This window comes from Rhodoferax sp. GW822-FHT02A01 (genome assembly GCF_038784515.1).
Classification (GTDB): Bacteria; Pseudomonadota; Gammaproteobacteria; order Burkholderiales; family Burkholderiaceae_C; genus Allorhodoferax.
On record NZ_CP152376.1, the window covers coordinates 2,714,045 to 2,736,508 of the forward strand.

Annotated in this window: 22 protein-coding genes; 14 read left to right on the top strand and 8 right to left on the bottom strand. The window is 62.2% G+C overall.

Annotated features, from left to right (window positions below; genetic code table 11):
• The first annotated feature begins 6 nt into the window (after positions 1-6).
• From AAGF34_RS12805 to AAGF34_RS12825, 5 genes are all read left to right on the top strand, one after another.
• Positions 7-696 carry an isochorismatase family cysteine hydrolase gene (locus tag AAGF34_RS12805; RefSeq protein WP_342620989.1) on the top strand — a complete coding sequence of 230 codons (690 nt, stop codon included), beginning with the start codon at positions 7-9 and terminating at the stop codon, positions 694-696.
• The gene (locus AAGF34_RS12810; RefSeq protein ID WP_342620990.1) at positions 693-2,285 is read left to right on the top strand and encodes an ABC transporter ATP-binding protein; all 1,593 of its coding nucleotides are present in this window, start codon (positions 693-695) and stop codon (positions 2,283-2,285) included. The genes AAGF34_RS12805 and AAGF34_RS12810 overlap by 4 nt, the downstream gene beginning before the upstream one ends.
• A gap of 48 nt (positions 2,286-2,333) precedes the next feature.
• Complete coding sequence (locus AAGF34_RS12815; protein WP_342620991.1) at positions 2,334-3,008, top strand: isochorismatase family cysteine hydrolase; 675 nt, start codon at positions 2,334-2,336, stop codon at positions 3,006-3,008.
• Positions 3,009-3,042: 34 nt separating this feature from the next.
• Positions 3,043-3,768, top strand: coding sequence for a GntR family transcriptional regulator (locus tag AAGF34_RS12820; RefSeq protein WP_342620992.1), 726 nt, complete (start codon positions 3,043-3,045; stop codon positions 3,766-3,768).
• A 160-nt stretch (positions 3,769-3,928) separates the two neighbouring features.
• Positions 3,929-5,461: a diguanylate cyclase gene (locus AAGF34_RS12825; protein WP_342620993.1), complete on the top strand. Its 1,533-nt coding sequence runs from the start codon at positions 3,929-3,931 to the stop codon at positions 5,459-5,461.
• 4 nt (positions 5,462-5,465) lie between these two features.
• Here AAGF34_RS12825 and ahpF read toward each other — a convergent pair whose 3' ends face one another.
• The 4 genes from ahpF to AAGF34_RS12845 form a co-directional block, all read right to left on the bottom strand.
• Positions 5,466-7,064: an alkyl hydroperoxide reductase subunit F gene (gene ahpF, locus AAGF34_RS12830; protein WP_342620994.1), complete on the bottom strand. Its 1,599-nt coding sequence runs from the start codon at positions 7,062-7,064 to the stop codon at positions 5,466-5,468.
• 117 nt (positions 7,065-7,181) lie between these two features.
• Positions 7,182-7,745 carry an alkyl hydroperoxide reductase subunit C gene (gene ahpC / locus AAGF34_RS12835; protein ID WP_342620995.1) on the bottom strand — a complete coding sequence of 188 codons (564 nt, stop codon included), beginning with the start codon at positions 7,743-7,745 and terminating at the stop codon, positions 7,182-7,184.
• A 292-nt stretch (positions 7,746-8,037) separates the two neighbouring features.
• On the bottom strand, positions 8,038-9,366 hold the full coding sequence (locus AAGF34_RS12840; protein WP_342620996.1) for a glycerate kinase: 1,329 nt from the start codon (positions 9,364-9,366) through the stop codon (positions 8,038-8,040).
• 12 nt (positions 9,367-9,378) lie between these two features.
• Positions 9,379-10,152, bottom strand: coding sequence for a FadR/GntR family transcriptional regulator (locus AAGF34_RS12845; RefSeq protein ID WP_342620997.1), 774 nt, complete (start codon positions 10,150-10,152; stop codon positions 9,379-9,381).
• An 83-nt stretch (positions 10,153-10,235) separates the two neighbouring features.
• On the opposite strand from AAGF34_RS12845, the gene AAGF34_RS12850 reads away from it, so the two are divergent.
• The 9 genes from AAGF34_RS12850 (at position 10,236) to AAGF34_RS12890 (ending at position 18,618) form a co-directional block, all read left to right on the top strand.
• Positions 10,236-11,063, top strand: coding sequence for an NAD(P)-dependent oxidoreductase (locus AAGF34_RS12850; RefSeq protein ID WP_342620998.1), 828 nt, complete (start codon positions 10,236-10,238; stop codon positions 11,061-11,063).
• 4 nt (positions 11,064-11,067) lie between these two features.
• On the top strand, positions 11,068-11,973 hold the full coding sequence (locus AAGF34_RS12855; RefSeq protein WP_342620999.1) for an SMP-30/gluconolactonase/LRE family protein: 906 nt from the start codon (positions 11,068-11,070) through the stop codon (positions 11,971-11,973).
• A gap of 35 nt (positions 11,974-12,008) precedes the next feature.
• On the top strand, positions 12,009-12,995 hold the full coding sequence (locus AAGF34_RS12860) for a TRAP transporter substrate-binding protein (RefSeq protein WP_342621000.1): 987 nt from the start codon (positions 12,009-12,011) through the stop codon (positions 12,993-12,995).
• A 2-nt stretch (positions 12,996-12,997) separates the two neighbouring features.
• Complete coding sequence (locus tag AAGF34_RS12865; protein WP_342621001.1) at positions 12,998-13,492, top strand: TRAP transporter small permease; 495 nt, start codon at positions 12,998-13,000, stop codon at positions 13,490-13,492.
• On the top strand, positions 13,483-14,835 hold the full coding sequence (locus AAGF34_RS12870) for a TRAP transporter large permease (RefSeq protein WP_342621002.1): 1,353 nt from the start codon (positions 13,483-13,485) through the stop codon (positions 14,833-14,835). Before AAGF34_RS12865 ends, AAGF34_RS12870 begins: the two co-directional genes overlap by 10 nt.
• Before the next feature lie 2 nt (positions 14,836-14,837).
• Entirely contained in the window at positions 14,838-16,382 is a 1,545-nt protein-coding gene (gene garD, locus AAGF34_RS12875; RefSeq protein ID WP_342621003.1) for a galactarate dehydratase, read from the top strand.
• A gap of 11 nt (positions 16,383-16,393) precedes the next feature.
• Positions 16,394-17,176, top strand: coding sequence for a 2-dehydro-3-deoxyglucarate aldolase (garL, locus tag AAGF34_RS12880; RefSeq protein ID WP_342621004.1), 783 nt, complete (start codon positions 16,394-16,396; stop codon positions 17,174-17,176).
• Between the two features lie 29 nt (positions 17,177-17,205).
• Complete coding sequence (locus AAGF34_RS12885) at positions 17,206-18,099, top strand: 2-hydroxy-3-oxopropionate reductase (RefSeq protein ID WP_342621005.1); 894 nt, start codon at positions 17,206-17,208, stop codon at positions 18,097-18,099.
• Between the two features lie 162 nt (positions 18,100-18,261).
• Positions 18,262-18,618: a hypothetical protein gene (locus tag AAGF34_RS12890; protein WP_342621006.1), complete on the top strand. Its 357-nt coding sequence runs from the start codon at positions 18,262-18,264 to the stop codon at positions 18,616-18,618.
• A gap of 7 nt (positions 18,619-18,625) precedes the next feature.
• On the opposite strand, the gene AAGF34_RS12895 is transcribed toward AAGF34_RS12890, so the two are convergent.
• From AAGF34_RS12895 to AAGF34_RS12910, 4 genes are all read right to left on the bottom strand, one after another.
• Positions 18,626-18,994 (bottom strand): ribbon-helix-helix domain-containing protein, encoded by a 369-nt coding sequence (locus AAGF34_RS12895; protein WP_342621007.1) that lies wholly within the window; start codon positions 18,992-18,994, stop codon positions 18,626-18,628.
• A 62-nt stretch (positions 18,995-19,056) separates the two neighbouring features.
• On the bottom strand, positions 19,057-19,638 hold the full coding sequence (locus AAGF34_RS12900) for a DJ-1/PfpI family protein (RefSeq protein WP_342621008.1): 582 nt from the start codon (positions 19,636-19,638) through the stop codon (positions 19,057-19,059).
• Positions 19,639-19,775: 137 nt separating this feature from the next.
• Positions 19,776-20,681, bottom strand: a complete 906-nt coding sequence (locus AAGF34_RS12905; RefSeq protein WP_342621009.1) for an SMP-30/gluconolactonase/LRE family protein — start codon at positions 20,679-20,681, stop codon at positions 19,776-19,778.
• A gap of 5 nt (positions 20,682-20,686) precedes the next feature.
• Complete coding sequence (locus tag AAGF34_RS12910) at positions 20,687-22,411, bottom strand: IlvD/Edd family dehydratase (protein ID WP_342621010.1); 1,725 nt, start codon at positions 22,409-22,411, stop codon at positions 20,687-20,689.
• Between the last annotated feature and the right edge of the window lie 53 nt (positions 22,412-22,464).

The following is a 22,464-nucleotide window of genomic DNA, read 5'->3' on the forward strand; positions in this document are numbered from 1 at the left end:
TTCACCGTGACCACCACTGTCCACGCCAACCCCTACGCCTGGCCCTGGAATGGCGACCTGCGTCCGCAGAACACGGCGCTCATCGTCATCGACATGCAAACCGACTTCTGCGGCCCCGGTGGCTACGTCGACAAGATGGGCTACGACATCTCGCTCACGCGCGCGCCCATTGAGCCGCTCAAGCAGGTCATGGCCCGCATGCGCGCGCTGGGCTACACGGTGATGCACACCCGCGAGGGCCATAGGCCCGACTTGTCTGACCTGCCGGCCAACAAGCGCTGGCGCTCGCGCCAGATCGGCACCAACGGCGTGGGCATTGGTGACCCTGGCCCCTGCGGACGCATATTGGTGCGTGGCGAGCCGGGCTGGGAAATCATTCCCGAGCTGGCGCCGCTGCCCGGCGAGGTGGTGATCGACAAGCCCGGCAAGGGATCCTTCTACGCCACCGATCTGGAGCTGGTGCTGCACACCCGTGGCATCCACAACATCATCCTGGCCGGCATCACCACCGACGTGTGTGTGCACACCACCATGCGCGATGCCAATGACCGCGGCTTTGAGTGTCTGCTGCTGTCGGACTGCACCGCGGCTACCGACCACGGCAACCACCTGGCGGCGCTGAAGATGATCACCATGCAGGGCGGGGTGTTTGGTGCGCATGCCAGCTCTGGCCAACTGCTGATGGCGCTGGCATGAGCACGCGCGACGTGATTCCGCCGCAGAAGCCGCCTACCGGCGCGCTGGCGCTGGAGACCTATGAGCTGACCAAACGCTTTGGCAGCTTCACCGCCATGGATCATGTCAGCATGCGGGTGGAGCCTGGCACCGTGCATGCCCTGCTGGGTGAGAACGGCGCGGGCAAGAGCACGCTGGTCAAATGCGTGGCCGGTTTTCAGCGGGCCGAGGAGGGCAGCATCCTGATCGACGGGCGCGAGCAGGACATCGCCAACCCGGTGGTGGCGCGCGAGCTGGGCATCGGCATGGTGTACCAGCACTTCACGCTGGCGCCTGGCATGAGCGTGGCAGAGAACCTGCTGCTGGCAGGTGACCAAGTCCCTGCGCTGATCAACTGGAAGACCAAGCGCGAGGACCTCAAGGCTTTCCTGGCCACCACACCGTTCACGCTGGACCTGGATGCCAGGCCGTCGGAACTCGCTGCCGGTGAAAAGCAGAAGCTGGAACTGCTCAAGCAGCTCTACCTCAAGCCGCGTCTGCTGATCCTGGACGAGCCTACCTCGGTGCTGACACCGCAGGAGGCCGATGAGGTGCTGGGCCATGTGCGTGCGTTTGCGCGTAGCGGCCAGTGCTCGGTGATCATCATCACCCACAAGTTCCGCGAGGTCATGGCCTACGCCGACGCGGTGACCGTGTTGCGCAAGGGGCGTGCGGTGCACCACTGCCTGGTGGCTGACTCCAACCCCGCGCTGCTGGCCAAGGCCATGATGGGGGAGAGCGCCGCAGAGCCCGAGGTGGCGAGCGAGAAGCCGGTTGCTCTACCCACAGACACGCCTGCTGCGGCTGGTGCGCAGCCTGCGCTGTCGGTGCAAGGGCTGACCGCTCTGGGTGATCGTGGCACCCTGGCCTTGCACGGTGTGGACCTGCAGGTGCAGCCGGGCGAGATACTGGGCGTGGCCGGCGTGTCCGGCAACGGCCAGCGCGAACTGGTGGAGGCGCTGGTGGGCCAGCGCCCGCGCAGCGCGGGCACGGTGCAGGTGGGGGGCAACGCCTACAACGCCACGCGCGAAGAGAATCGCCGCTTCATGGTGCGCAGCCTGCCCGAGGAGCCCTTGCGCAATGCCTGCGTGGGCGATCTGTCGGTGGCCGAGAACATGGCCCTGCGCGACTTCGACCAACCGCCCCTGAGCCGCTCACGCTTTCTGGGTGGCATCCTGAGTTACGCCACCTGGCGCAGCCGCGCGCGCGATTGGATTGCCGAGTACGGCGTGAAGACCCAGGGCGAGAATGCGCCCATCCGCAGCCTCTCAGGCGGCAATGTGCAGCGTGCCGTGCTGGCGCGTGAGCTGGCCGGGCAGATCAATGTGCTCATTGCCGCCAACCCGGTGTTCGGGCTGGACTTTGCTGCCGTGCGCGACATCCATGAACGCATCGTGCAGGTCAAGAACCGTGGCGCCGGTGTGCTGCTGATCAGCGAAGACCTGGACGAGCTGCTGGAACTGTCGGACCGCATCGTGGTCATGAGCGAAGGGCGTGTGGTCTTCGAGACCACCGCCGCACAGGCCGACCGCCAGCAGCTGGGCGCGCACATGGGCGGCGGTCACCACTAGGGGGTGCACTCGCGCATCCCAAGCTGTCACAACGATATGGAACAAGCCATGGAAAACACACTCCTCAGCGTGAACGCAACGCCGTTTGCGTATCCCTTCGATCTGCAGAAGACGGCGCTGGTCATCATCGACATGCAGCGCGACTTTGTGGAACCCGGCGGCTTTGGTGAGACGCTGGGCAACGATGTGTCCTTGCTCACCGCCATCGTTCCCACTTGCAAGGAAGTGCTGACCTCCTGGCGTGCCGCCGGCGGGCAGGTCATCCACACGCGCGAAGCCCATCTACCAGATCTGTCGGACTGCCCACCGGCCAAGCGCAACCGGGGCAACCCCACGCTGCGCATCGGCGACGAAGGGCCCATGGGCCGCATCCTGGTGGCGGGCGAGCCGGGCAACCAGATCATTGATGAACTCATGCCCCTGGACTCCGAGATCGTCATTGACAAGCCCGGCAAAGGCATGTTCTATGGAACCGGTCTGCACGAGATGCTGCAGGAGCTGGACATCACCCACCTGATCTTCATGGGCGTGACCACCGAGGTATGTGTGCAGACCTCCATGCGTGAGGCCAACGACCGGGGCTACGACAGCCTGCTGCTGACGGATTGCACCGAGAGCTACTTACCGGAGTTCAAGGCATCCACCATCGCCATGATCCACGCCCAGGGCGCCATCGTGGGCTGGACGGCGCCCAGTGCACAGCTGCTGGCCGTGCTGGAGTAATTGCCATGCATTGCGAGTGGTAGAGTTTGTGGTGATGACTACAGAAACCGGCCAAACCTCACCCGCACCAGTGCCAGCGGCACGCTACTCGGTAGCTGACGATGTCTACGACAAGATCAAAAAGGATGTTGCCGAATTCCGGCTGATTCCCGGTGACCGGTTTACCGAAAACGAGTTGTGCCTGCGCCTGAAGGTGTCACGCACTCCAGTGCGCCAGGCCCTGTACCGGCTGCAGCAGGAAGGCTATGTGGAGGTGCTGTTTCGCAGTGGCTGGCGCGTGCTGCCGTTTGACTTCGACAAGTTCGAGCAGCTCTACGACTTGCGCATGCTGCTGGAGTTCGATGCGGTCAAGCGGCTGTGCGACGAAGGCGTTGCGCGAAGCCGCAAAGGTCAGGAACTGATAGACGGGTTGGCAGCGATTTGGCTGGTGCCCGCCAGTGAGCGCAGCCATGACACGGCACAAGTCAGCCAATGGGACGAGGAGTTCCACTGCGCCCTGGTGGAGGCCGCGGGCAACCAGGAGATCGCCCGGGTGCACAGGGAGGTGACAGACCGGATACGGATCATCCGGCGGCTGGACTTCACCAAACAGGCGCGCATCGATGCCACCTACGACGAGCACGCCAAGATTCTCAAGCTGATACAGCGCAAGCGCGGGGACCAAGCCGCCATGCTGTTGCGGGCGCATATCGAGACCAGCCAGTCCGAGGTGCGCAAGATCACTTTGCACCAGGTTTTCATGGCCCGGCAGGCCAAGTAACGCTGGCCCGGGAGAAGCGCCCACTTGCCTTGAAGTTCCCTCCTGATTTGGCCCCGACCGTCATTTTCCGGTCGTAGAATGAATCAGACCTACAAAGGAACGAATGGGAGATTCGCATAAAAAGGGGTTGTGGCTGATACGCACGCACTACCGCATGCGAATGGTGTCTCTCGCCCTGGTATTCATAGCCAGTTGTTTTCAGATCAGCGGCAAGGGGTATGGCCCGATCTCCTGGACCTTTCTGATAGCGCTGCTGCTGGTCTATCCCCATGTCCAGTACCAGCTTGCGCGCAGGTCCCAGACGCCCATTCTGTTTGCCATGCGCAGCCTGGTGCTGGACTCGGTCCTGCTGGGCGTCTTTTGCGCCTGCATCGAATTTTCCGACTGGCTGTGTTTTTCCGTGATCCTGGGTACCTTGAGCAACAACGCTGCCAACCGGGGATGGAAAAGCATAGGCAGTACCTTGCTGGCATTGGCCGTGGGCGCACTCACCGGGGTGGCGATGGGTGGATTCCATTTTTCTCCCGTAACCGTCTGGTCCGCCACCCTGGTCTGCACCGTGGGGCTGGCCGGATACATCCTGGCCGTGGGCAACTTTGCCTATACCCGCAATGCCCAGCTCAGGCTGGCGCGGGAGGAACTGAAAACACGCGAGGTTGAATTGCTGCAGGCAAACCAGAAACTGCAGGAAACACTGGTGGAAATTGAAAGCCTGCGCAATGGCCTTGCCGAACAGGCCATCCGGGACCCGCTGACCGATCTGTTCAACCGCCGCTACCTGGACAGCACCCTGGAGCGGGAGATTGCCCGCTGTGTGCGCGAGGGCAAGCCCCTGGCGCTGATCATGGTGGATATCGATCACTTCAAGAAGTTCAACGACCATTACGGCCATCTGGCCGGGGACGAGTGTCTCAAGTCGGTATCGCGGGCATTGCAGTCCAGTGCCAAGCGTGCAAGTGATCTGGCAGCGCGCTACGGAGGAGAAGAGTTTTCTCTGGTACTGCCGGATACCGACGCGGTGCAGGCCCGGCGCATGGCAGAAGAGCTGCGCTCAGCCATCCAGCGTCTGGGTATTGCCCATGATGGATCTTCCAGCGGGGTGGTGACAGTCAGTATCGGATTGGCGGTGAGCACCCATCTGGAGCGGGCCAGTGCAGAGCGCCTGATCCGTGCCGCGGACGAAGCGCTGTACTACGCCAAATGGGGTGGCCGAAACCGTGTCCAGGCTGCGCCCGAGGTGGCAGCAGATGCAAGCCCGGTCGGTTCTGTTCCCGAAGACATGGAGGAGCTGGTGTGGCAGCGAGCGTATGAGTCCGGCCATTCGGAAATCGACACACAGCATGCGCAGTTGTTTGCGCAGGTCAACCAGGTTTGCGCCGCCATCCGGGAGCAACATCCCCGCAGCGAGGTCGCCACGTTGGTGGACAACCTGATGCGCCATGTCGCCGAACATTTCGAATGCGAGGAACGGGTACTGGCCGCCATCGGCTTTCCCGGATTGCAGGAACATGCCAAGCTGCACCAGCATCTGATGGACAAGGCGGTCGATCTGATCGGACGCTACCGCAATACCAATCTGCCTATCGGCGAACTCCTGAACTACCTGGCCCAGGACCTGATCGCCAAGCATGTCCTGGGTGCCGACCGCAAGGCCCAGCTGGAGGCCGGCTACATAGGGCATTACACCCCGTGAAGTTCTAGGCGGCGACGGCTTCCGCCTGTGGTGTTGCAGGTGCAACCACCGGCTGACGGATCAAGTAGTCGAAGGCGCTGAGCGCTGCCTTGGCACCTTCGCCGGCCGCAATCACGATCTGCTTGTAGGGCACGGTGGTCACGTCACCCGCGGCAAACACGCCGGGCAGGCTGGTGTGGCCCCTGGCATCCACGATGATTTCGCCAAACTTGCTCAACTCCAGCGTGCCCTTGAGGAACTCGGAGTTGGGCACCAGGCCGATCTGCACGAACACGCCTTCGAGCGCAACTTTGTGCAGCTCACCGGTGGCGCGGTCCTTGTAGTGCAGGCCGTTGACCTTGGAGCCGTCGCCGGTGATCTCGGTGGTCTGTGCGTTCACGTGGATGTCCACATTGGGCAGGCTCTTGAGCTTGTTGACCAGCACCGCATCGGCCTTGAGCGCGTCGGCAAATTCCACCAGGGTGACGTGTTGCACCACACCGGCCAGGTCGATGGCCGCTTCCACGCCGGAGTTGCCCCCGCCAATCACCGCCACACGCTTGCCTTTGAACAGCGGACCGTCGCAGTGCGGGCAATAGGCCACGCCCTTGTTCTTGTACTCGGCTTCACCGGGCACGTTCACATTGCGCCAGCGTGCGCCGGTGGACAGGATCAGGCTGCGCGCCTTAAGTACGCCGCCGTTGGTCATGTGGACTTCGGTCAACCCACCTGCCGTGGCAGCGGGAACAATGCGGCTGGCGGTCTGCAGGTTCATGATGTCCACGTCGTAGTGGCGCACCTGTGCTTCCAAGGCTGCGGCAAATTTGGGGCCGTCGGTTTCCAGCACCGAGATGTAGTTCTCGATGGCCATGGTGTCATTCACCTGGCCGCCGAAGCGCTCGGCTGCCACGCCCACGCGGATGCCCTTGCGTGCGGCATACACCGCAGCCGCAGCACCGGCCGGGCCACCACCCACGATCAGCACGTCGTAGGCTGCCTTCTCGCTGAGCTTGGCGGCTTCGCGGCTGGCGGAGTGGCTGTCGAGCTTGCCCACGATTTCTTCCAGCGTCATGCGGCCGGAGCCGAACAGGGCGTCGTTCATGAACACCATGGGCACGGCCATCACCTGGCGCGCATCCACTTCGCTCTGGTACATGCCGCCATCAATCACCGTCGTGTTGATCTTGGGGTTGAAGATGGTCATCAGGGTGGCGGCCTGCACCACGTCTGGGCAGTTGTGGCAGGTCAGGGACATGTAAACCTCGAAGTTCATCGTGGCGTCCAGGCTCTTGATCTGGTCCAGTACCTCGGCACTCACCTTGGGCGGGTGGCCGCCGGTCCACAGCAGGGCCAGTACCAGCGAGGTGAATTCATGGCCCATGGGGATGGCGGCAAAGCGCACACCGCGGGTTTCGCCTTCCTTGGCAATGACAAACGAGGGGCGGCGCGCGTCGGTGCCGGATTCGTCCAGCGTGACCTTGTCGGACAGGGCGGCTATCTCCACCAGCAGTTCGCGCAGTTCCTGCGCCTTGGCGCTGTCGTCCAGCGAGGCGATGAGGCGGATAGGCTGGCGCAGGTTCTGCAGATAGCCTTGAAGTTGTGTGGTCAGTTGTGCGTCGAGCATGGCAGTTCCTTCGTCTGGTTACGAATATCTTGCAAATGGGGTGGGGGAGTGGAGGAAGCAATACCTCTGCCAGAAGGGGCGCCCCTCGAAGCGCACCCCCTCCAGCAGAAATACTGCTTAGATCTTGCCGACCAGATCCAGGGACGGAGTGATGGTGGCAGCGCCTTCCTTCCACTTGGCGGGGCACACTTGGCCAGGGTGGGAAGCGGTGAACTGGGCAGCCTTGAGCTTGCGCAGGGTTTCAGACACGTCACGGGCGATTTCGTTGGAATGGATTTCCAGCGTCTTGATCACGCCATCGGGATTGATCACGAAGGTGCCGCGCAATGCCAGGCCTTCTTCAGGAATGTGCACGCCGAATGCGTTGGTCAGGGCGTGGGTGGGGTCGCCAACCAGCGGGAACTTGGCCTTGCCCACGGCGGGGGAGGTTTCGTGCCAGACCTTGTGGGAGAAGTGGGTGTCGGTGGTCACGATGTAGACCTCGGCACCGGCCTTCTGGAACTCGGCGTAGTTGTCAGCAGCGTCTTCAATTTCCGTGGGGCAGTTGAAGGTGAAAGCGGCGGGCATGAAAATCAGCACGGACCACTTGCCCTTCAGGGAAGCTTCGGTCACTTCAATGAACTTGCCGTTGTGGAAGGCTTGGGCCTTGAAGGGTTGAACTTGGGTGTTGATCAAAGACATAGGGTTCCTTTTCTGCCTGGTTAGTAAAAACTATCGAATGAGTGGGACTCATTGGCGTGAATCATATCCATAGAAAAGCTTGAAACCCAATTGGTTGTCTCAATGGGGCCGATTGATAACATGGACTGGGTTTTAGGCCCCGGATTCATCCCCAGTTCGTGTGAATGGGTCTGTTGATAACTCCGGGACAGATGTGCCAAACCCGCATGCCTATTGGGCTGGCTTGCGATGCCTAAAAAGGATGCAGATCGTTTCCGCGATTGTGGTAGGAAAAACCGCCGCCAAGCGTTTTTCAGAGGACCAGAATCGCCCGGAAATCGTTGACGTTGGTATGGGTGGGGCCGGTAACAAACAGCGCGTTCAGCGCCTCAAAGAAACCATAGGCGTCGTTGCGGTCCAGGTGGTCGCTGAGCTTGATGCCCTTTTGGGTGGACAGGGCCAGTGTGTCGGGTGTGACAAAGGCGCCGGCGTTGTCTTCCACGCCATCAATGCCGTCGGTGTCAGCAGCCAGTGCATACACACCCGCTTGACCTTGCTGCGCCTGCGCCAGTCCCATGCAGAATTCGCCGGCGCGCCCGCCGCGTCCGCGGGGGGCACCCGGCGCACGCGGACGGATGGTGACTGTGGTCTCGCCGCCGCTCAGGATGACACACGGCTTCTGGAAGGGCTGGCCCTTCTGTGCCACGGCGCGCGCCAGCGCGGCGTGGACCTTGCCGACCTCGCGCGATTCGCCTTCGATTTCGTCACTCAATATGTAGGCGGCGATGCCTGCATCCCGCGCAGCCTGTGCAGCGGCCTCCAGCGATTGCTGGGGCGTGGCGATCAGGTGCACCTGGCTGTTGGCAAAGACCGGATCGGCGGGTTTGCGGGTTTCCAGTTCTCCCGTGCGCAGATGCTCCAGGACCTGTTCCGGCACCGCAATGTTGTAGCGCTTCAGGATAGCCAGGGCATCGGCGCAGGTGCTGGCATCCGGCACGGTAGGGCCGCTGGCAATCACGCTGGCGTCATCGCCCGGCACATCGCTGATGAGCAGGGTCAACACGCGCGCCGGAGCACAGGCGGCCGCCAGGCGCCCGCCCTTGATGCGCGAGAGGTGCTTGCGTACGCAATTCATTTCGCCAATGCTGGCGCCGCTGTCCAGCAGTGCCTGGTTGATGCGCTGTTTGTCGGCCAGGGTCAGACCGTCGGCGGGCAAGGTGAGCAGGGACGACCCGCCGCCTGAAATCAGGCACAGCACCAGATCGTCCGCGGTGAGGTTGCGCGGCAGTTCCATCATGCGTTCGGCAGCGGCCAATCCAGCGGCGTCGGGCACAGGATGTGCCGCTTCCACGATTTCGATGCGCGCCGGTATCCCGGCAGGCCGCTGCGGCGTGTGCCCATAGCGCGTCACCACTAGGCCCGACAGCGGCGCATCCTGCGGCCACAGGGCTTCCACCGCATGGGCCATGGCGCCAGCCGCCTTGCCCGCGCCCACCACTACCGTGCGTCCCGAAGGGGATGGCAGAAATGCGCCAATGGTGTGCAGCGGCATGGCGCGCCGCACGGCGACAGCATAGAGATGGCTCAGGAAATCGAGCGGAGCATGTCTAGGGTCCGAAAATGGCGTATTCTCATCAGTCATCATACAACTTGATTAGTTGGGCTTGCGATTCTTGAGTCGGTCTTTGCTGTTGGCCAGGTGGGTTCGCATGGCGGCGCGGGCGGCGTCGGTATCCTGGTTTCGGATGGCGCTGAAGATGCTTTCGTGCTCGCTATGCACACGGCGCAAATAGGCCAGACGCCCTTCCGGCGCGCTGTTGGGTGTGTTGACCCGGGTGCGCGGAATGATCATGGTGCCCAGGTAGGTCATGAGATCGGCGAAATGGCGGTTGCCGGTGGCGCGCGCCACTTCCATGTGGAAATTGAAGTCGGACGGCACTGCGTCGGAATCTTCCTCGATGGCAATGACAAAGGCATCCAGCATGGCCTGCATGGACTGCAGATTCTGTTCGGTGCGGCGCTGCGCGGCCAGGCCGGCGGCCTCTGTCTCCAGGCTGATACGCAACTCCAGCAGGGCGATCACGTCGGCAACGGTGGCGAAATCGACGTCGGCAATCTTGAAGTTCTTGGTGTCTTCGGGTGGCAGTGCAAAGGTGCCCACGCCGTGGCGCGTCTCCACTAGCCGGTTGGCCTGCAGGCGGGATATCGCCTCGCGCACCACGGTGCGGCTGACGTCAAAGCGGGCCACGATTTCGGACTCGGTGGGCAGCTTTTCGCCCGGCTTGATGGCGCCGGAGCGGATGCTGCCTGCCAGGCTTTCCATCACTTCATTGACCAACCCTTTCACACGCCGCGGGCGAGCTGCGAGAGGTGTCTGGTCCACCGGGGGGCCGGACGGGGCGGGGCTAGGGGTTTGTACTAGGTCCATGGAAAAGTCCTTGACTTGGCTATCGGGCGTCTCGACAATTTAACACATCAGACAACATATGACAGACAAGAATTTTAAATCTTATGACGATCAAAGTACACCACACTTTGCTGCTGACCGGTGCCGCAGGCGGCGTCGGAACCGCACTGCGCCAGCGGCTCAAGGCCAATTGCAGCGTGTTGCGCCTGTCGGACCGGGTGGACCTGGGCCCGGCGCAGGACGGCGAGGAAATCGTACAAGCCGACCTGGCCGATGCGGCGGCCGTCCATGCGGCGGTGCAGGGGTGCCAGGCCATCGTGCATATGGGCGGCGTATCGCTGGAAGGGCCGTTTGATCCCATCCTGCAAGGCAACATCATTGGTGTTTACAACCTCTACGAAGCGGCGCGCCAACACGGCGTCAAGCGCGTGGTGTTTGCCAGCTCCAACCATGTGACGGGTTTTTATCGCCAGGGCGAAACCATCACCCCGGCGCATCCGCCCCGGCCCGACAGCCTGTATGGCGTGAGCAAGGCCTTTGGCGAAGACCTGTCGCGCATGTACTTTGACCGCTATGGCATAGAGACCGCCTGCGTGCGCATCGGCTCGGCCTTTGCCGCGCCAAGGGACCGTCGCATGCTGGCGAGCTGGTTGAGCTTTGACGATTTGCATCGCCTGATCACCGCCTGCCTGACCACCCCGGTGCTGGGCCACACGATTATTTTCGGCATGTCGAACAACGCTGTATCCTGGTACGACAACGCCAGCGTGCGCCACGTGGGCTACGCGCCGCAGGACAGCTCGGATGGCTTCCGCGAGGAAATTTACGCCCGCACTCCGGAGCCGGATCTGACCGACCCCACGGTGCAGTACCAGGGCGGCACCTTTCTGATGGCCGGCATTCCCATGACGGCCCATCTGCGCGGCAAATAACACCATGCCTACCACTCTTGCGAGCGCCGAGCTGGTGCTCGACGTAAGGAATGCGACCGGTGAGTGCCCGGTCTGGCATGCCCAGGAGCAGGCGCTCTACTGGGTCGACATTCCGCAGAAGACGTTGTACCGCTACAGCCCTGCAACGGGCCGGCAGCACCAATGGGCAGCGCCCGAGATGCTGGCCTGCATCACCCGTGGTGCCTCCAGCCACCAGTGGTTTGCCGGTGCGCAAACCGGCATGTTTGAGCTAGACACTCGCAGTGAAGATGTGCTCGGGTTCCGGCGTGTGGCAAGCGTGCCGCACACCCAGGATGGCATGCGTTTCAACGATGGCCGCTGCGATCGCCAAGGGCGCTTTCTGGCGGGCACCATGGTGATGGACATGGCGGCAGCCAAGCCGCTGGGCCAGATCTACCGCCTGGGCCACGGAGGTGCGCTGACACCGGTGCTCAGCGGCTTTGTCACTCCGAATGGCATGGCCTTCAGTCCGAATGGCCGCACCATGTATCTGTCTGACTCCAACAGTGCGGTGCGCAAGGTCTGGGCCTACGACTACGACACGGAGCGCGGACTGCCCAGCAACCCGCGTCCGTTCATCGACATGGCAGCTTTCCTGGGCCGACCCGATGGCGCCGCCATGGACACCGATGGCTGCTACTGGATTTGCGGTATCGACGCCGGATTGGTGCACCGTTACACGCCGCAAGGTCGGCTGGACCGTTCGATTGCCGTGCCGGTGAAGAAACCCACCATGTGCGCCTTCGGCGGTGCCGACCTACGCACCCTGTATGTGGCTTCCATCCGCCCTGCCAACACCACCGAGCCTGACGCCCTGGACGGCGGGCTGTTTGCCATTCACCTGAGTGACGTGCAAGGCCAGCCCGAGCCGGCCTGCACGGTCTTCTGAGTTCACGTTCCCATTTCAACCAAAGAGGAGAAATCATGCGCTTCCCATTCAAAACCTTGACCACCCAGATCGCCATCGCGGTGTTGGCGCTTTCTGCCACCGCCAGCATGGCCCGCACTTTCCGTTCGGCCGACGTTCACAACAAGGAATTCCCCACCAACATGGCGGTGAAGTTCATGGGTGACGAGCTGTCCAAGGCCACTGGCGGCAAGGACAACGTGAAGGTGTTCGGTGACAGCTCGCTGGGCTCTGAGAAAGACACTGTGGAGCAGGTCAAGATCGGTGCGCTGGACATGGTGCGCGTGAACACGGCTGCCTTCCACGGCATCGTGCCGGAGTCCATGATTCCTTCGCTACCCTTCCTGTTCCGCGATATCGAACATTTCCGCAAGACGATTTACGGTCCGCAAGGCGACAAGATCCTCGCGGCCTTCGACAAGGCTGGCTTCGTGGGACTGGCACTGTATGAAAGCGGCGCACGCTCCATCTATGCCCACAAGCCCATCAAATCCGTTGCCGACACCAAGGGTATGAAGATCCGCGTGCAACCCTCGGACCTGTGGGTCAGCACCATTGGCGCCATGGGTGCGTCCGCAACCCCTATGCCATTTGCCGAGGTCTACACCGGTTTGAAGACCGGCCTGCTGGACGCTGCCGAGAACAACTACCCTTCTTATGAAGAGGCCAAGCACTACGAGTCAGCACCCGTGTATTCGGAAACCATGCACTCCATGGGGCCTGAAGTGTTGGTGTTCTCCAAGAAAATTTGGGAAACGCTGACACCGGAAGAGCAGACGGCCATTCGCAAGGCCGCCAAGGCCTCAGTGCCGTACTACGTTGGCCTGTGGGAAGCCAAGGAGAAGGACGCCCGCGCAGCGGTTATCAAGGGTGGAGCCAAGATCGTTCCCGCCTCGGAAATCGATCGCAAGAGCTTTGTGGACGTGGAACGCCCCGTGTGGGACAAGTTCGCCAACACGCCTGAGCTCAAGGCACTGGTGCAAGAAATCGTCAACGCCAAATAATCGTGGGCGTCCTGACTTTTCTGAACTCCAGGCTGTCACGCTGGACGCTATTGCTGGCGTGCGCCTGCCTGGTGGGTTTGCTGGGTGTGGTGATCTACGGTGTGGTGATGCGTTATGTCTTCAATGACGCACCGGCCTACGTGGAGCAGCTCGCCTTGTTGCTGGTGATTTCGGTTGCCATGTTTGGCGCATCGGCCGGTGTGCGTGACGCCGGCCACATCGGCTTGGACTCGCTGGTCAAGGCATTGCCTGATATCGCGCAGTTCTGGTGCAAGGTGGTGGTGCACGGTTTCATCATCGTGTTTGCCATGGCGCTGCTGGCAGGGGGCACCCTGATGGCCGTGTCCACCCACGCCAGCACCATTCCCACACTGGGCCTGTCCGAGGCCTACCGTTATCTGCCGGTGCTGATGTCCGGTGTGTTGATCACCCTGTTTTCCATCGAGCATCTGGTGGCTTTGTTTACCGGAAAGAAAGTAGCTCCCTCATGGCACTGACCGTACTCTGTCTGGCCTTTGTTGCCTTCCTGTTGCTGGGCGTGCCGGTGGCTTTTGCCATTGGTCTGAGTTGCCTGGCCACCTTCGCGGTGGAAGGCCTGCCGTTCGAGACCGCCATCCAGATGATGGTTTCGGGCATGAACGTGTTCTCGTTCCTGGCCATTCCCTTCTTCATCTTCTCTGGCGAGCTCATGCTGCACGGGGGCATTGCCGACAAGATCGTGGACTTTGCCCGCAGTCTGGTGGGGCATTGGCGCGGTGGACTGGGGCTGGCCAATGTGGTGGCATCCACGCTCTTTGGCGGTGTGTCCGGCTCGCCGGTGGCCGACACCTCGGCCATGGGCGGTGTGATGATTCCCATCATGAAGCGCGAGGGCTACAGCGCTGCCTACGCGGTCAATGTGACCACGCACGCATCGTTGTCGGGCGCGCTAATGCCGACCTCGCACAACATGATCATCTATGCCTTTGCAGCGCAAGCGGCCACCGGCATGATCGACGGTCACGTCATCAAGGGCGTGTCCATTGGCGACTTGATGTTTGCCGGCCTGGTCCCGGTGTTCTGGATCATGGTCTGCATGCTGATCACAGCCTATTGGCAGGCGGTCAAGTATGGCTACCCCAAGCGGCCCGACGGCTCCACGCTGCTGGAAAAGTTTCCGGGCTGGTCGGCCGTGCTGCGCTCCTTCATCGCCTCCATGCCGGGGCTGATGGTGGTGGTGATCATTCTGGCCTGCATCATGAAAGGGGTGGCCACAGCCACCGAAGCGGCGGCCATCGCGGTGAGTTATTCGCTGCTGCTCACGGTGTTCATCTACCGCACCATGTCCAAGGAGAAGCTGCTCAAGTCGCTGGCCAAGGCCTCCAAGACCACGGGTGTGATCCTGCTGCTCATCGGTGTGTCCAACATGCTGCGCTACCAGATGGCCTATCTGGAAATCCCCGACGCCATTGAAGCCGCGCTGCTGTCGGCCACGCAATCGCCCTGGCTGATGCTGCTGTACATCAACATCATCCAGATCGTGCTGGGCATCTTTCTGGACATGGCAGCGCATATCCTGATCACCACGCCGCTGTTCCTGCCGCTGGCGATCCAGATGGGTGTGGGCCCGGTGCAATTCGGCATGATGCTGCTGCTCAACTGCGCACTGGGGCTGGTGCACCCGCCGGTGGGTACGGTGCAGTTTGTGGGCTGCGCCATCGGCAACATCTCCATCGGTGAAGCCACCAAGACGGCCTGGCCCTATTACTTCGCCATCTTTGTGGCCATCACGCTGGTGACCTACGTGCCGTCGTTCTCGACCTGGCTGCCCACGCTAATCACAGGGCATCTGGTGCTATGAGCATGACTAAGCCTCCGCTGACCATCCGCATGCATGCGGATGACAACGTCGCCATCGTCGCCAACGATGGCGGCCTGGCCGCAGGTACGGTGCTGGCCGATGGTCTGGTGTTGCGTGACCGCGTGCCGCAGGGGCACAAGGTTGCGCTGCGCGCCATCGCCAAGGATGCGCCGGTGTTGCGCTACAACGTGCCCATTGGTTACGCTCTGCAGGACATTGCAGCCGGCAGCTGGGTGCACGAGCGCCTGTTGCACATGCCTGCAGCGCGCAGTCTCAGTGACCTGCCCATGGCCACGGCAAAGGCCGTGGCGCAGGAGCCGCTGTCGGGTTACACCTTTGAAGGCTACCGTAATGCCGACGGATCGGTGGGCACGCGCAACATCCTAGCCATCACCACCACCGTGCAGTGTGTGGCGGGCGTGGTGGAGTTTGCCGTGGGGCGCATCAAGGCTGAACTGTTGCCGCGCTATCCCAACGTGGACGACGTGGTGGGGCTGGAGCATAGCTATGGCTGCGGCGTCGCCATTGACGCGCCGGACGCCATCATCCCCATCCGTACCTTGCGCAATATCAGTCGCAACCCCAACTTCGGTGGCGAGGTGATGGTGGTGAGCCTGGGCTGCGAAAAACTGCAGCCCGAGCGCCTGCTGCCGGCTGGCAGCATTCCCTTGCGCAGTGACGAGGCTCTTGATGTGGTTTGTCTGCAGGCCGACAAGCATGTGGGCTTCATGTCCATGGTGGACTCCATCATGGATTCCGCCGCTGCCCATCTGGAGCGCCTCAATGCCCGCCGCCGCGAGACGGTGCCCGCCAGCGAACTGGTGGTGGGCGTGCAGTGCGGAGGCAGTGATGCCTTCTCGGGTGTGACCGCCAACCCCGCGGTGGGATTTGCCACCGATCTGCTGGTGCGCGCAGGTGCCACGGTGATGTTCTCGGAAACCACCGAAGTGCGCGACGCCGTGGAGCAGATGACGGCGCGCGCCACCACGCCCGAGGTGGCGCAGGCCATGGCCCGCGAGATGGCTTGGTATGACGCCTACCTGGGCCGAGGCAGCGCCGACCGCAGTGCCAACACCACGCCGGGCAACAAGGCCGGTGGTCTGTCCAACATCGTGGAAAAGGCCATGGGCTCCATCATCAAGTCCGGCACGGCACCCATCAGCGGCGTGCTCTCGCCCGGCGAAAAGGCCAGCACCAAGGGTCTGATCTACGCTGCCACACCAGCCAGCGACTTCATCTGCGGAACCCTGCAATTGGCAGCCGGCATGAACCTGCACGTGTTCACTACCGGACGCGGGACGCCTTACGGACTGGCCGAAGTACCGGTCATCAAGGTGGCCACCCGCACCGAGCTGGCCACGCGCTGGCACGACCTCATGGACCTCAACGCCGGACGCATTGCCGATGGCGAAGCCTCCATCGCCGACGTGGGCTGGGAGCTGTTCCGTCTGATGCTGGAGGTCGCCAGCGGCCGCAAGAAGACCTGGGCCGAGCACTGGAAGCTGCATAACGCGCTGGTGCTGTTCAATCCCGCACCGATTACTTGAAGCACATTGCCATGACACAACATACACCCTATCAATCATTTCCCAACTCCTTCAAGCAGGCTTTGAACAATGGCCAGCGCCTGATCGGCTGCTGGTGTTCGCTGGCCAGTCCGATCACCACTGAGGTGCTGGGCGTTGCAGGCTTTGACTGGATTCTTCTGGACGGTGAGCACTCGCCCAATGACGTTCTTACCTTTGTGCCGCAACTGATGGCGCTCAAAGACAGCCGCAGCGCACCGATTGTCCGGCCCACCAGCAACAATGAGGTGGAGATCAAGCGACTGCTGGATGCAGGGTTCTACAACTTCCTCATTCCCATGGTGCACAGTGCAGCCGATGCGGCGCGTGCCGTGGCGGCCACGCGCTATCCACCCGAAGGCGTGCGTGGTGTGTCGGTGTCCCAGCGCAGCAACCGCTACGGCTCGATTCCCAACTACTTTCAGGAAATCAATCGCCACATCATGGTGGCCGTGCAGATTGAAAGTCCGCAGGGCGTTGCCGCGGTAGGCGATATCGCTGCCACCGAAGGCGTGGACTGTGTATTCGTGGGGCCATCCGATCTGGCCGCCACGTATGGGCACCTTGGCAATGCGGGGCACCCGGATGTGCAGGCAGCCATTACACGGATCTTCGAGGTCACACGCAACGCGGGCAAGGCCTGCGGCATCCTGGCTCCGGTAGAGGCCGATGCACGGCGCTACATGGAGATGGGTGCGACCTTTGTAGCTGTGGGCAGCGACCTGGGTGTGTTCCGGCAGGGAACCCAGGCACTGCGTGACCGCTACACAGTCTGATTTTTTCAACACCGCAGAGAACTTACGCAATGACTACTCTTGGATTCATCGGCCTGGGCATCATGGGAGCCCCCATGGCTGGGCACCTGATCGCCGCCGGGCACACCGTGCACCTGCACACCCGCAACCAGATTCCCGAAGACCTGCTCAAAGCCGGTGGTCTGCCCTGCAGCAGTGCGCAGGAAGTGGCGCAGAAGGCGGACATCGTATTTCTGATGCTGCCCGACACGCCCGACGTTGAAACCGTTCTATTCGGCGAGAACGGCGTCGCTTCCGGTCTCACGCCGGGCAAGACCGTGGTGGACATGAGTTCCATCTCGCCGGTGCTGACCAAGGCTTTCGCTGCACGCATTAATGCGCTGGGCTGCGAATACATGGACGCCCCGGTGTCCGGTGGTGAAGTGGGCGCCAAGGCGGCCAGCCTGACCATCATGGTGGGCGCCTCCGAAGCCACCTTTGCCAGTCTGCTGCCGTTGTTGCAGCACATGGGCAAAAACATCACGCTGGTGGGTGGCAATGGCGACGGCCAGACCTGCAAGGTGGCCAACCAGATCATCGTGGCACTCAATATCGCTGCGGTGGGTGAAGCCTTGCTGTTTGCCAGCAAAGCCGGCGCTGATCCAGCCAAGGTGCGGCAGGCGTTGATGGGTGGCTTTGCGGCCTCCCGCATTCTGGAGGTGCACGGCGAGCGCATGATCAAACGCACCTTCAACCCGGGCTTTCGCATCGGCTTGCACCAGAAGGACCTGGGGCTGGCGTTGCAGGGCGCGCGCGAGCTGGGGCTGGCCTTGCCGCAAACGGCAGGTGCCGCCCAATTGATGCAGGTGTGCAGCGCCAATGGCTTGCAGAATCTGGATCACTCCGGTCTGGTGCGTGCACTGGAGATCATGGGCAATCACCAAGTGGCTCCAGACGCCGCCTGATTGCCCGCAGGCTTGGCGATCGTGGGGCCTGCTGCGTGCTGGCGCAGCAGCAAGGCCACCACTTGACGAATAGCGGTGTTTGTTAAACTGGACTTCCATCCTGAAGCACCCATGCGTAGCGCCGATCCAACCCATTCCCCATCCCCGACAACGAGGAGCGGCATGCCCGAGGCCGTGCGCTACGCCATCGTGGGCATGTGGCTTAGCGTGGTCATCGGACAGTCTTTCAATGTGTATCAGGCCCTGGTATGCGAGGACGGTATGGACTGGCACGCATTGCTGTTCTCCAGCTTCATCATCTCGTCTGCCGTAATCGTCTATCTTCAGGTGGCCGCTGCGCGGGTTTGGGCCAGAACCGCGTACCTGTTGTTACTGGTGTTGTCGTATTCGCTGATGGCGTTGGATGACTCCGGCCTGACCCGTCTGGACGTGATCAGCTTTTGCCTGACCGCGCCCATTGATGTGTTTGTGACTTCGCGGCTCTTTATGTCCGCGTCCACCCGCTGGTTCTCCCGCTAGGCCCCGTTCAGGCGTTGGCCTTGACTTCCACCAAGTTGGGACGCGCGCCGTGCAGCACTGCGTGCGGGTTCAACGAACGGATGGGGATGCTCAAATCCCGGGGAATGCGGTTGTCCACCTGCAGTGCCAGATAGCGCTGGCAGCAGACCCGCAAAAAACTGGAATAGTTGGGGATGTCACCGCGGTGCGCCAGCAGCTCGTCGTAGAGCTTGGAGAGCAGCTGCGGCACGTTCATGCCGTCGCGCGTGGCAATTTCTTCCAGCGTGTCCCAGAACAGGTTTTCCAGTCGCACACTGGTGACCACGCCATGCAGTCGGATGCTGCGGGTCGTAGCCTCGTAGCTCATCGGGTTGGCTTGCACAAATATCTGGCACATGCGGAGCATCCTGTGTTTCTGCAGCGAACCCCGGGCACAGCTGCCGGGGCCGCCTTGCGTTGCTAATGGCTGATCTTGGTGCCCAGCAGGGCGAAGAACTGTGACAGCCAGGCCGGGTGCGCGGGCCAAGCCGGCGCCGTTACATATTGGCCGTCTGTGACCGCGGCGTCAATGGCGATTTCCGCATAGGTCGCACCTGCCAGCTCCACCTCCGGACGGCAGGCCGGATAGGCACTGATGCGCTTGCCACGGATGATGCCGGGCACGGCAGCCAGTATCTGGGCGCCGTGGCAGACCGCGGCAATGGGTTTGCCCGCATCGGCAAATTCCTTGGTGATGGCAATCACGCGCGGGTTGAGGCGAATGTATTCGGGACCCCGGCCGCCGGGGATGAGCAGGCCGTCGTAGTGGGCGGTGTTGACCTCGGCAAAGTTGGCGTTGAGCGTGAAGCGGTGGCCGGGTTTTTCACTGTAGGTCTGGGCGCCTTCAAAGTCGTGGATAGCGGTCATGACGTAGTCGCCGGCTTTTTTGTCCGGGCATACCGCATGCACCGTGTAACCAATGGACAGCATGGTCTGGAACGGGACCATGGTTTCGTAGTCTTCGCCGTAATCGCCGCACAGCATCAAAATCTTCTTGGACATGAATGTCTCCTGGTTGGTTGGGAGATTTCAGTGTAGGAGTGCACCCAAGGAACGGGTAGTAATGCATTACTACCTGCCTCGGTGTTTTCCCTAGGGGGTGGCACGGTACCCCAACCGCAGCGTGATACCTGGTGGATTTAGCCGAACAGGGGGCTGGGCAGGCCCACGCAATCGGTATCCACGCTGAACAGGGCGCCGGCGTCCGGCTCGGCGGCGAGTTGCTCGGGGCTGAGTCCGACACGGGCACTCGAAATATAGAGCGTGCGCAGGTCCGGGCCACCAAACACGCAATTGGTGATGTGGCTGGTGGGCAAGGCAACGCGTGCCAGTTCCTGCGCAGTGACCGGGTCGTGGCAGGTGACACAGGCGCCACCCCAGTGCGCGATCCATAGACGGCCTTGCGCGTCCGTGGTCATGCCGTCCGGATAGCCGTCAACAGGCGCCAACGGCAGCCAGTTGCGCTCGTTGTGCAGGGTGCCGTTTGCCGGATCGAAATTGAATGCTTGCACACGTCCTCGCACCGTATCGTTGAGATACATGGTGCGCCCGTCCAGCGACCAGGTGGGGCCGTTGTTCACCACATAGCCGGGGTGCATGGTCTGGCATTCGCCGGATGCAGTGAAGCGGTAGATGGCGCCCGTGGCCTGCTCGCAGGCAAAGTCGATGGTGCCGCCCCAGAAGCGGCCCTGTGCATCGCATTTACCGTCATTGAAGCGGTTGCCCGGCTTGTCCGTTTCGGCGCGGTGCAACCGCTGCAGGTCGCCTGTTTGTGGGTCGAAATAGGCAAAGTCGTGGCGCAGGGTGACCAGCAGGCCCGTGCCATCGCGCCGCTCTGCCAGTGCGGAGATTTCTTCTTCAAAGGACCAGCTGTCGCGTGTCTGTTGCGCTGGCTTGTAGCGGTACAGGCGCCGACCCAGGATATCCACCCAGTACAGCGCCTGCTCACGTACCGACCACAGCGTGCCTTCACCCAGTTCGGCCTGGGCAGGCCAGACCACGTGGGCCTGACCCAGCACGGGTGCGCGCGATGCAGCGTTAGCCACGGTGCTCAATGGGAATCGCGCGGCACGCCGGCACCGCTCTTGCCCACCAGGAAGTCCAGGTCGGCACCCAGGTGGGCCTGCTGCACATGGTCCACATACAGCTTGTAATAGCCGCGTGCCGGTTTTTCGGGCGCAGCCCAGGCGGCACGGCGAATGGCCAGCTCTTCATCGGACACGTCCAGGTGCAGCTTGCGCTCGGGCACATTGAGTTCAATCATGTCGCCATTGCGCACCAGGGCCAGCGGGCCACCGGCTGCTGCTTCGGGGCTGGTGTGCAGCACCACGGTGCCGTAGGCGGTACCGCTCATGCGGGCGTCCGAGATGCGCACCATGTCGGTAATGCCCTTTTGCAGCACCTTGGGTGGCAGTGGCATATTGCCCACTTCGGCCATACCGGGGTAGCCGCGCGGGCCGCAATTCTGCAGCACCATGACGCAGTTCTCGTCGATGTCCAGATCGGGATCATCAATGCGGGCGTGGAAGTCTTCAATGGACGAGAACACCACGGCGCGGCCACGGTGTGTCAGCAGGTGCGGAGAAGCTGCGGACGGCTTGATCACGGCACCGTCCGGCGCCAGATTGCCGCGCACCACCGCAATGCCTGCAGCGGGGATGAAGGGCTCGTCCATGGTCTTGATGACTTCGCGGTTGTAGCAGGGGGCTGCTTCCACGTTTTCACGCAAGGTCTTGCCGTTGGCGGTGAGCGCGTCACCGTGCAGCAGGGGCAGAATTTCGCGCAACACGGCAGGCAGGCCACCGGCGTAGCAGAAGTCTTCCATCAGGTACTGGCCAGAAGGCTGCAGGTTCAGCAGACAGTTGACCTCCGAACCCAGCTTGTCCCAGTCGTCCAGGGTCAGGGGAATGCCCATGCGTCCGGCCACGGCCAGCAGGTGGATCACCGCATTGGTGGAGCCGCCAATAGCAGCGTTGGTACGGATGGCGTTTTCAAAGGCTTCGCGGGTCAGGATCTGCGACATGCGGATGTCCTGCTTGACCATTTCCACAATGCGTCGGCCTGTCAGCTGTGCCAGGCGATTGCGGCGGGTATCGGCGGCGGGCAGGGCGGCGTTTTCGGGCAGGGACATGCCCAGTGCTTCAACCATGCTGGCCATGGTGGAGGCGGTGCCCATGGTCATGCAACTGCCCTTGGAGCGGTGCATGTCACTTTCGCAGGAGGTGAATTCCTGCATGGTCATTTCGCCGGCGCGAACCATCTCGGACATCTTCCACACGCCGGTGCCGGAGCCTACGTCCTTGCCACGGAACTTGCCGTTGAGCATAGGGCCGCCGGACAGGCCGATGGTGGGCAGATCGCAGCTTGCAGCGCCCATCAGCAGGGAAGGGGTGGTCTTGTCGCAACCCATCAGCAGCACCACGCCGTCTATGGGGTTGCCGCGTATGCTTTCTTCCACGTCCATGCTGGCCAGGTTGCGGAACAGCATGGCGGTGGGGCGCAACTGGGTTTCGCCCAGCGACATGACGGGGAACTCCAGCGGAAAGCCGCCGGCCTCGTAGACGCCCCGTTTGACGAATTCGGCCAGCTCGCGGAAGTGGCCGTTGCAGGGAGTGAGTTCACTCCAGGTGTTGCAGATGCCGATGATGGGGCGGCCATCCAGCAGGTCGTGCGGATAGCCCTGGTTCTTGAGCCAGCTGCGGTGAACGAATCCATCCCGGTCCTGCTTGCCAAACCAGGCGTGGCTGCGGCGGAACGGGGGTTTTGGTGTGTCCATGTGTATGCCTCTTTTGTGGCGGAGGTAGTACCCCCTTGGTTCTTGACAAGTTG

Excerpts from the sequence above, each read along its gene's own strand:
- AAGF34_RS12815 (WP_342620991.1), top strand. The coding sequence starts at position 2,334 with ATGGAAAACACACTCCTCAGCGTGAACGCAACGCCGTTTGCGTATCCC.
- AAGF34_RS12885 (WP_342621005.1), top strand. The coding sequence starts at position 17,206 with ATGACTACTCTTGGATTCATCGGCCTGGGCATCATGGGAGCCCCCATG.
- garL (WP_342621004.1), top strand. The coding sequence starts at position 16,394 with ATGACACAACATACACCCTATCAATCATTTCCCAACTCCTTCAAGCAG.
- AAGF34_RS12810 (WP_342620990.1), top strand. The coding sequence starts at position 693 with ATGAGCACGCGCGACGTGATTCCGCCGCAGAAGCCGCCTACCGGCGCG.
- AAGF34_RS12900 (WP_342621008.1), bottom strand. The coding sequence starts at position 19,638 with ATGTCCAAGAAGATTTTGATGCTGTGCGGCGATTACGGCGAAGACTAC.
- ahpC (WP_342620995.1), bottom strand. The coding sequence starts at position 7,745 with ATGTCTTTGATCAACACCCAAGTTCAACCCTTCAAGGCCCAAGCCTTC.
- AAGF34_RS12820 (WP_342620992.1), top strand. The coding sequence starts at position 3,043 with ATGACTACAGAAACCGGCCAAACCTCACCCGCACCAGTGCCAGCGGCA.
- ahpF (WP_342620994.1), bottom strand. The coding sequence starts at position 7,064 with ATGCTCGACGCACAACTGACCACACAACTTCAAGGCTATCTGCAGAAC.
- AAGF34_RS12895 (WP_342621007.1), bottom strand. The coding sequence starts at position 18,994 with ATGTGCCAGATATTTGTGCAAGCCAACCCGATGAGCTACGAGGCTACG.
- AAGF34_RS12840 (WP_342620996.1), bottom strand. The coding sequence starts at position 9,366 with ATGACTGATGAGAATACGCCATTTTCGGACCCTAGACATGCTCCGCTC.
- AAGF34_RS12860 (WP_342621000.1), top strand. The coding sequence starts at position 12,009 with ATGCGCTTCCCATTCAAAACCTTGACCACCCAGATCGCCATCGCGGTG.
- AAGF34_RS12890 (WP_342621006.1), top strand. The coding sequence starts at position 18,262 with ATGCCCGAGGCCGTGCGCTACGCCATCGTGGGCATGTGGCTTAGCGTG.
- AAGF34_RS12845 (WP_342620997.1), bottom strand. The coding sequence starts at position 10,152 with ATGGACCTAGTACAAACCCCTAGCCCCGCCCCGTCCGGCCCCCCGGTG.
- AAGF34_RS12870 (WP_342621002.1), top strand. The coding sequence starts at position 13,483 with ATGGCACTGACCGTACTCTGTCTGGCCTTTGTTGCCTTCCTGTTGCTG.
- AAGF34_RS12855 (WP_342620999.1), top strand. The coding sequence starts at position 11,068 with ATGCCTACCACTCTTGCGAGCGCCGAGCTGGTGCTCGACGTAAGGAAT.
- AAGF34_RS12850 (WP_342620998.1), top strand. The coding sequence starts at position 10,236 with ATGACGATCAAAGTACACCACACTTTGCTGCTGACCGGTGCCGCAGGC.
- AAGF34_RS12825 (WP_342620993.1), top strand. The coding sequence starts at position 3,929 with ATGGTGTCTCTCGCCCTGGTATTCATAGCCAGTTGTTTTCAGATCAGC.
- garD (WP_342621003.1), top strand. The coding sequence starts at position 14,838 with ATGACTAAGCCTCCGCTGACCATCCGCATGCATGCGGATGACAACGTC.
- AAGF34_RS12910 (WP_342621010.1), bottom strand. The coding sequence starts at position 22,411 with ATGGACACACCAAAACCCCCGTTCCGCCGCAGCCACGCCTGGTTTGGC.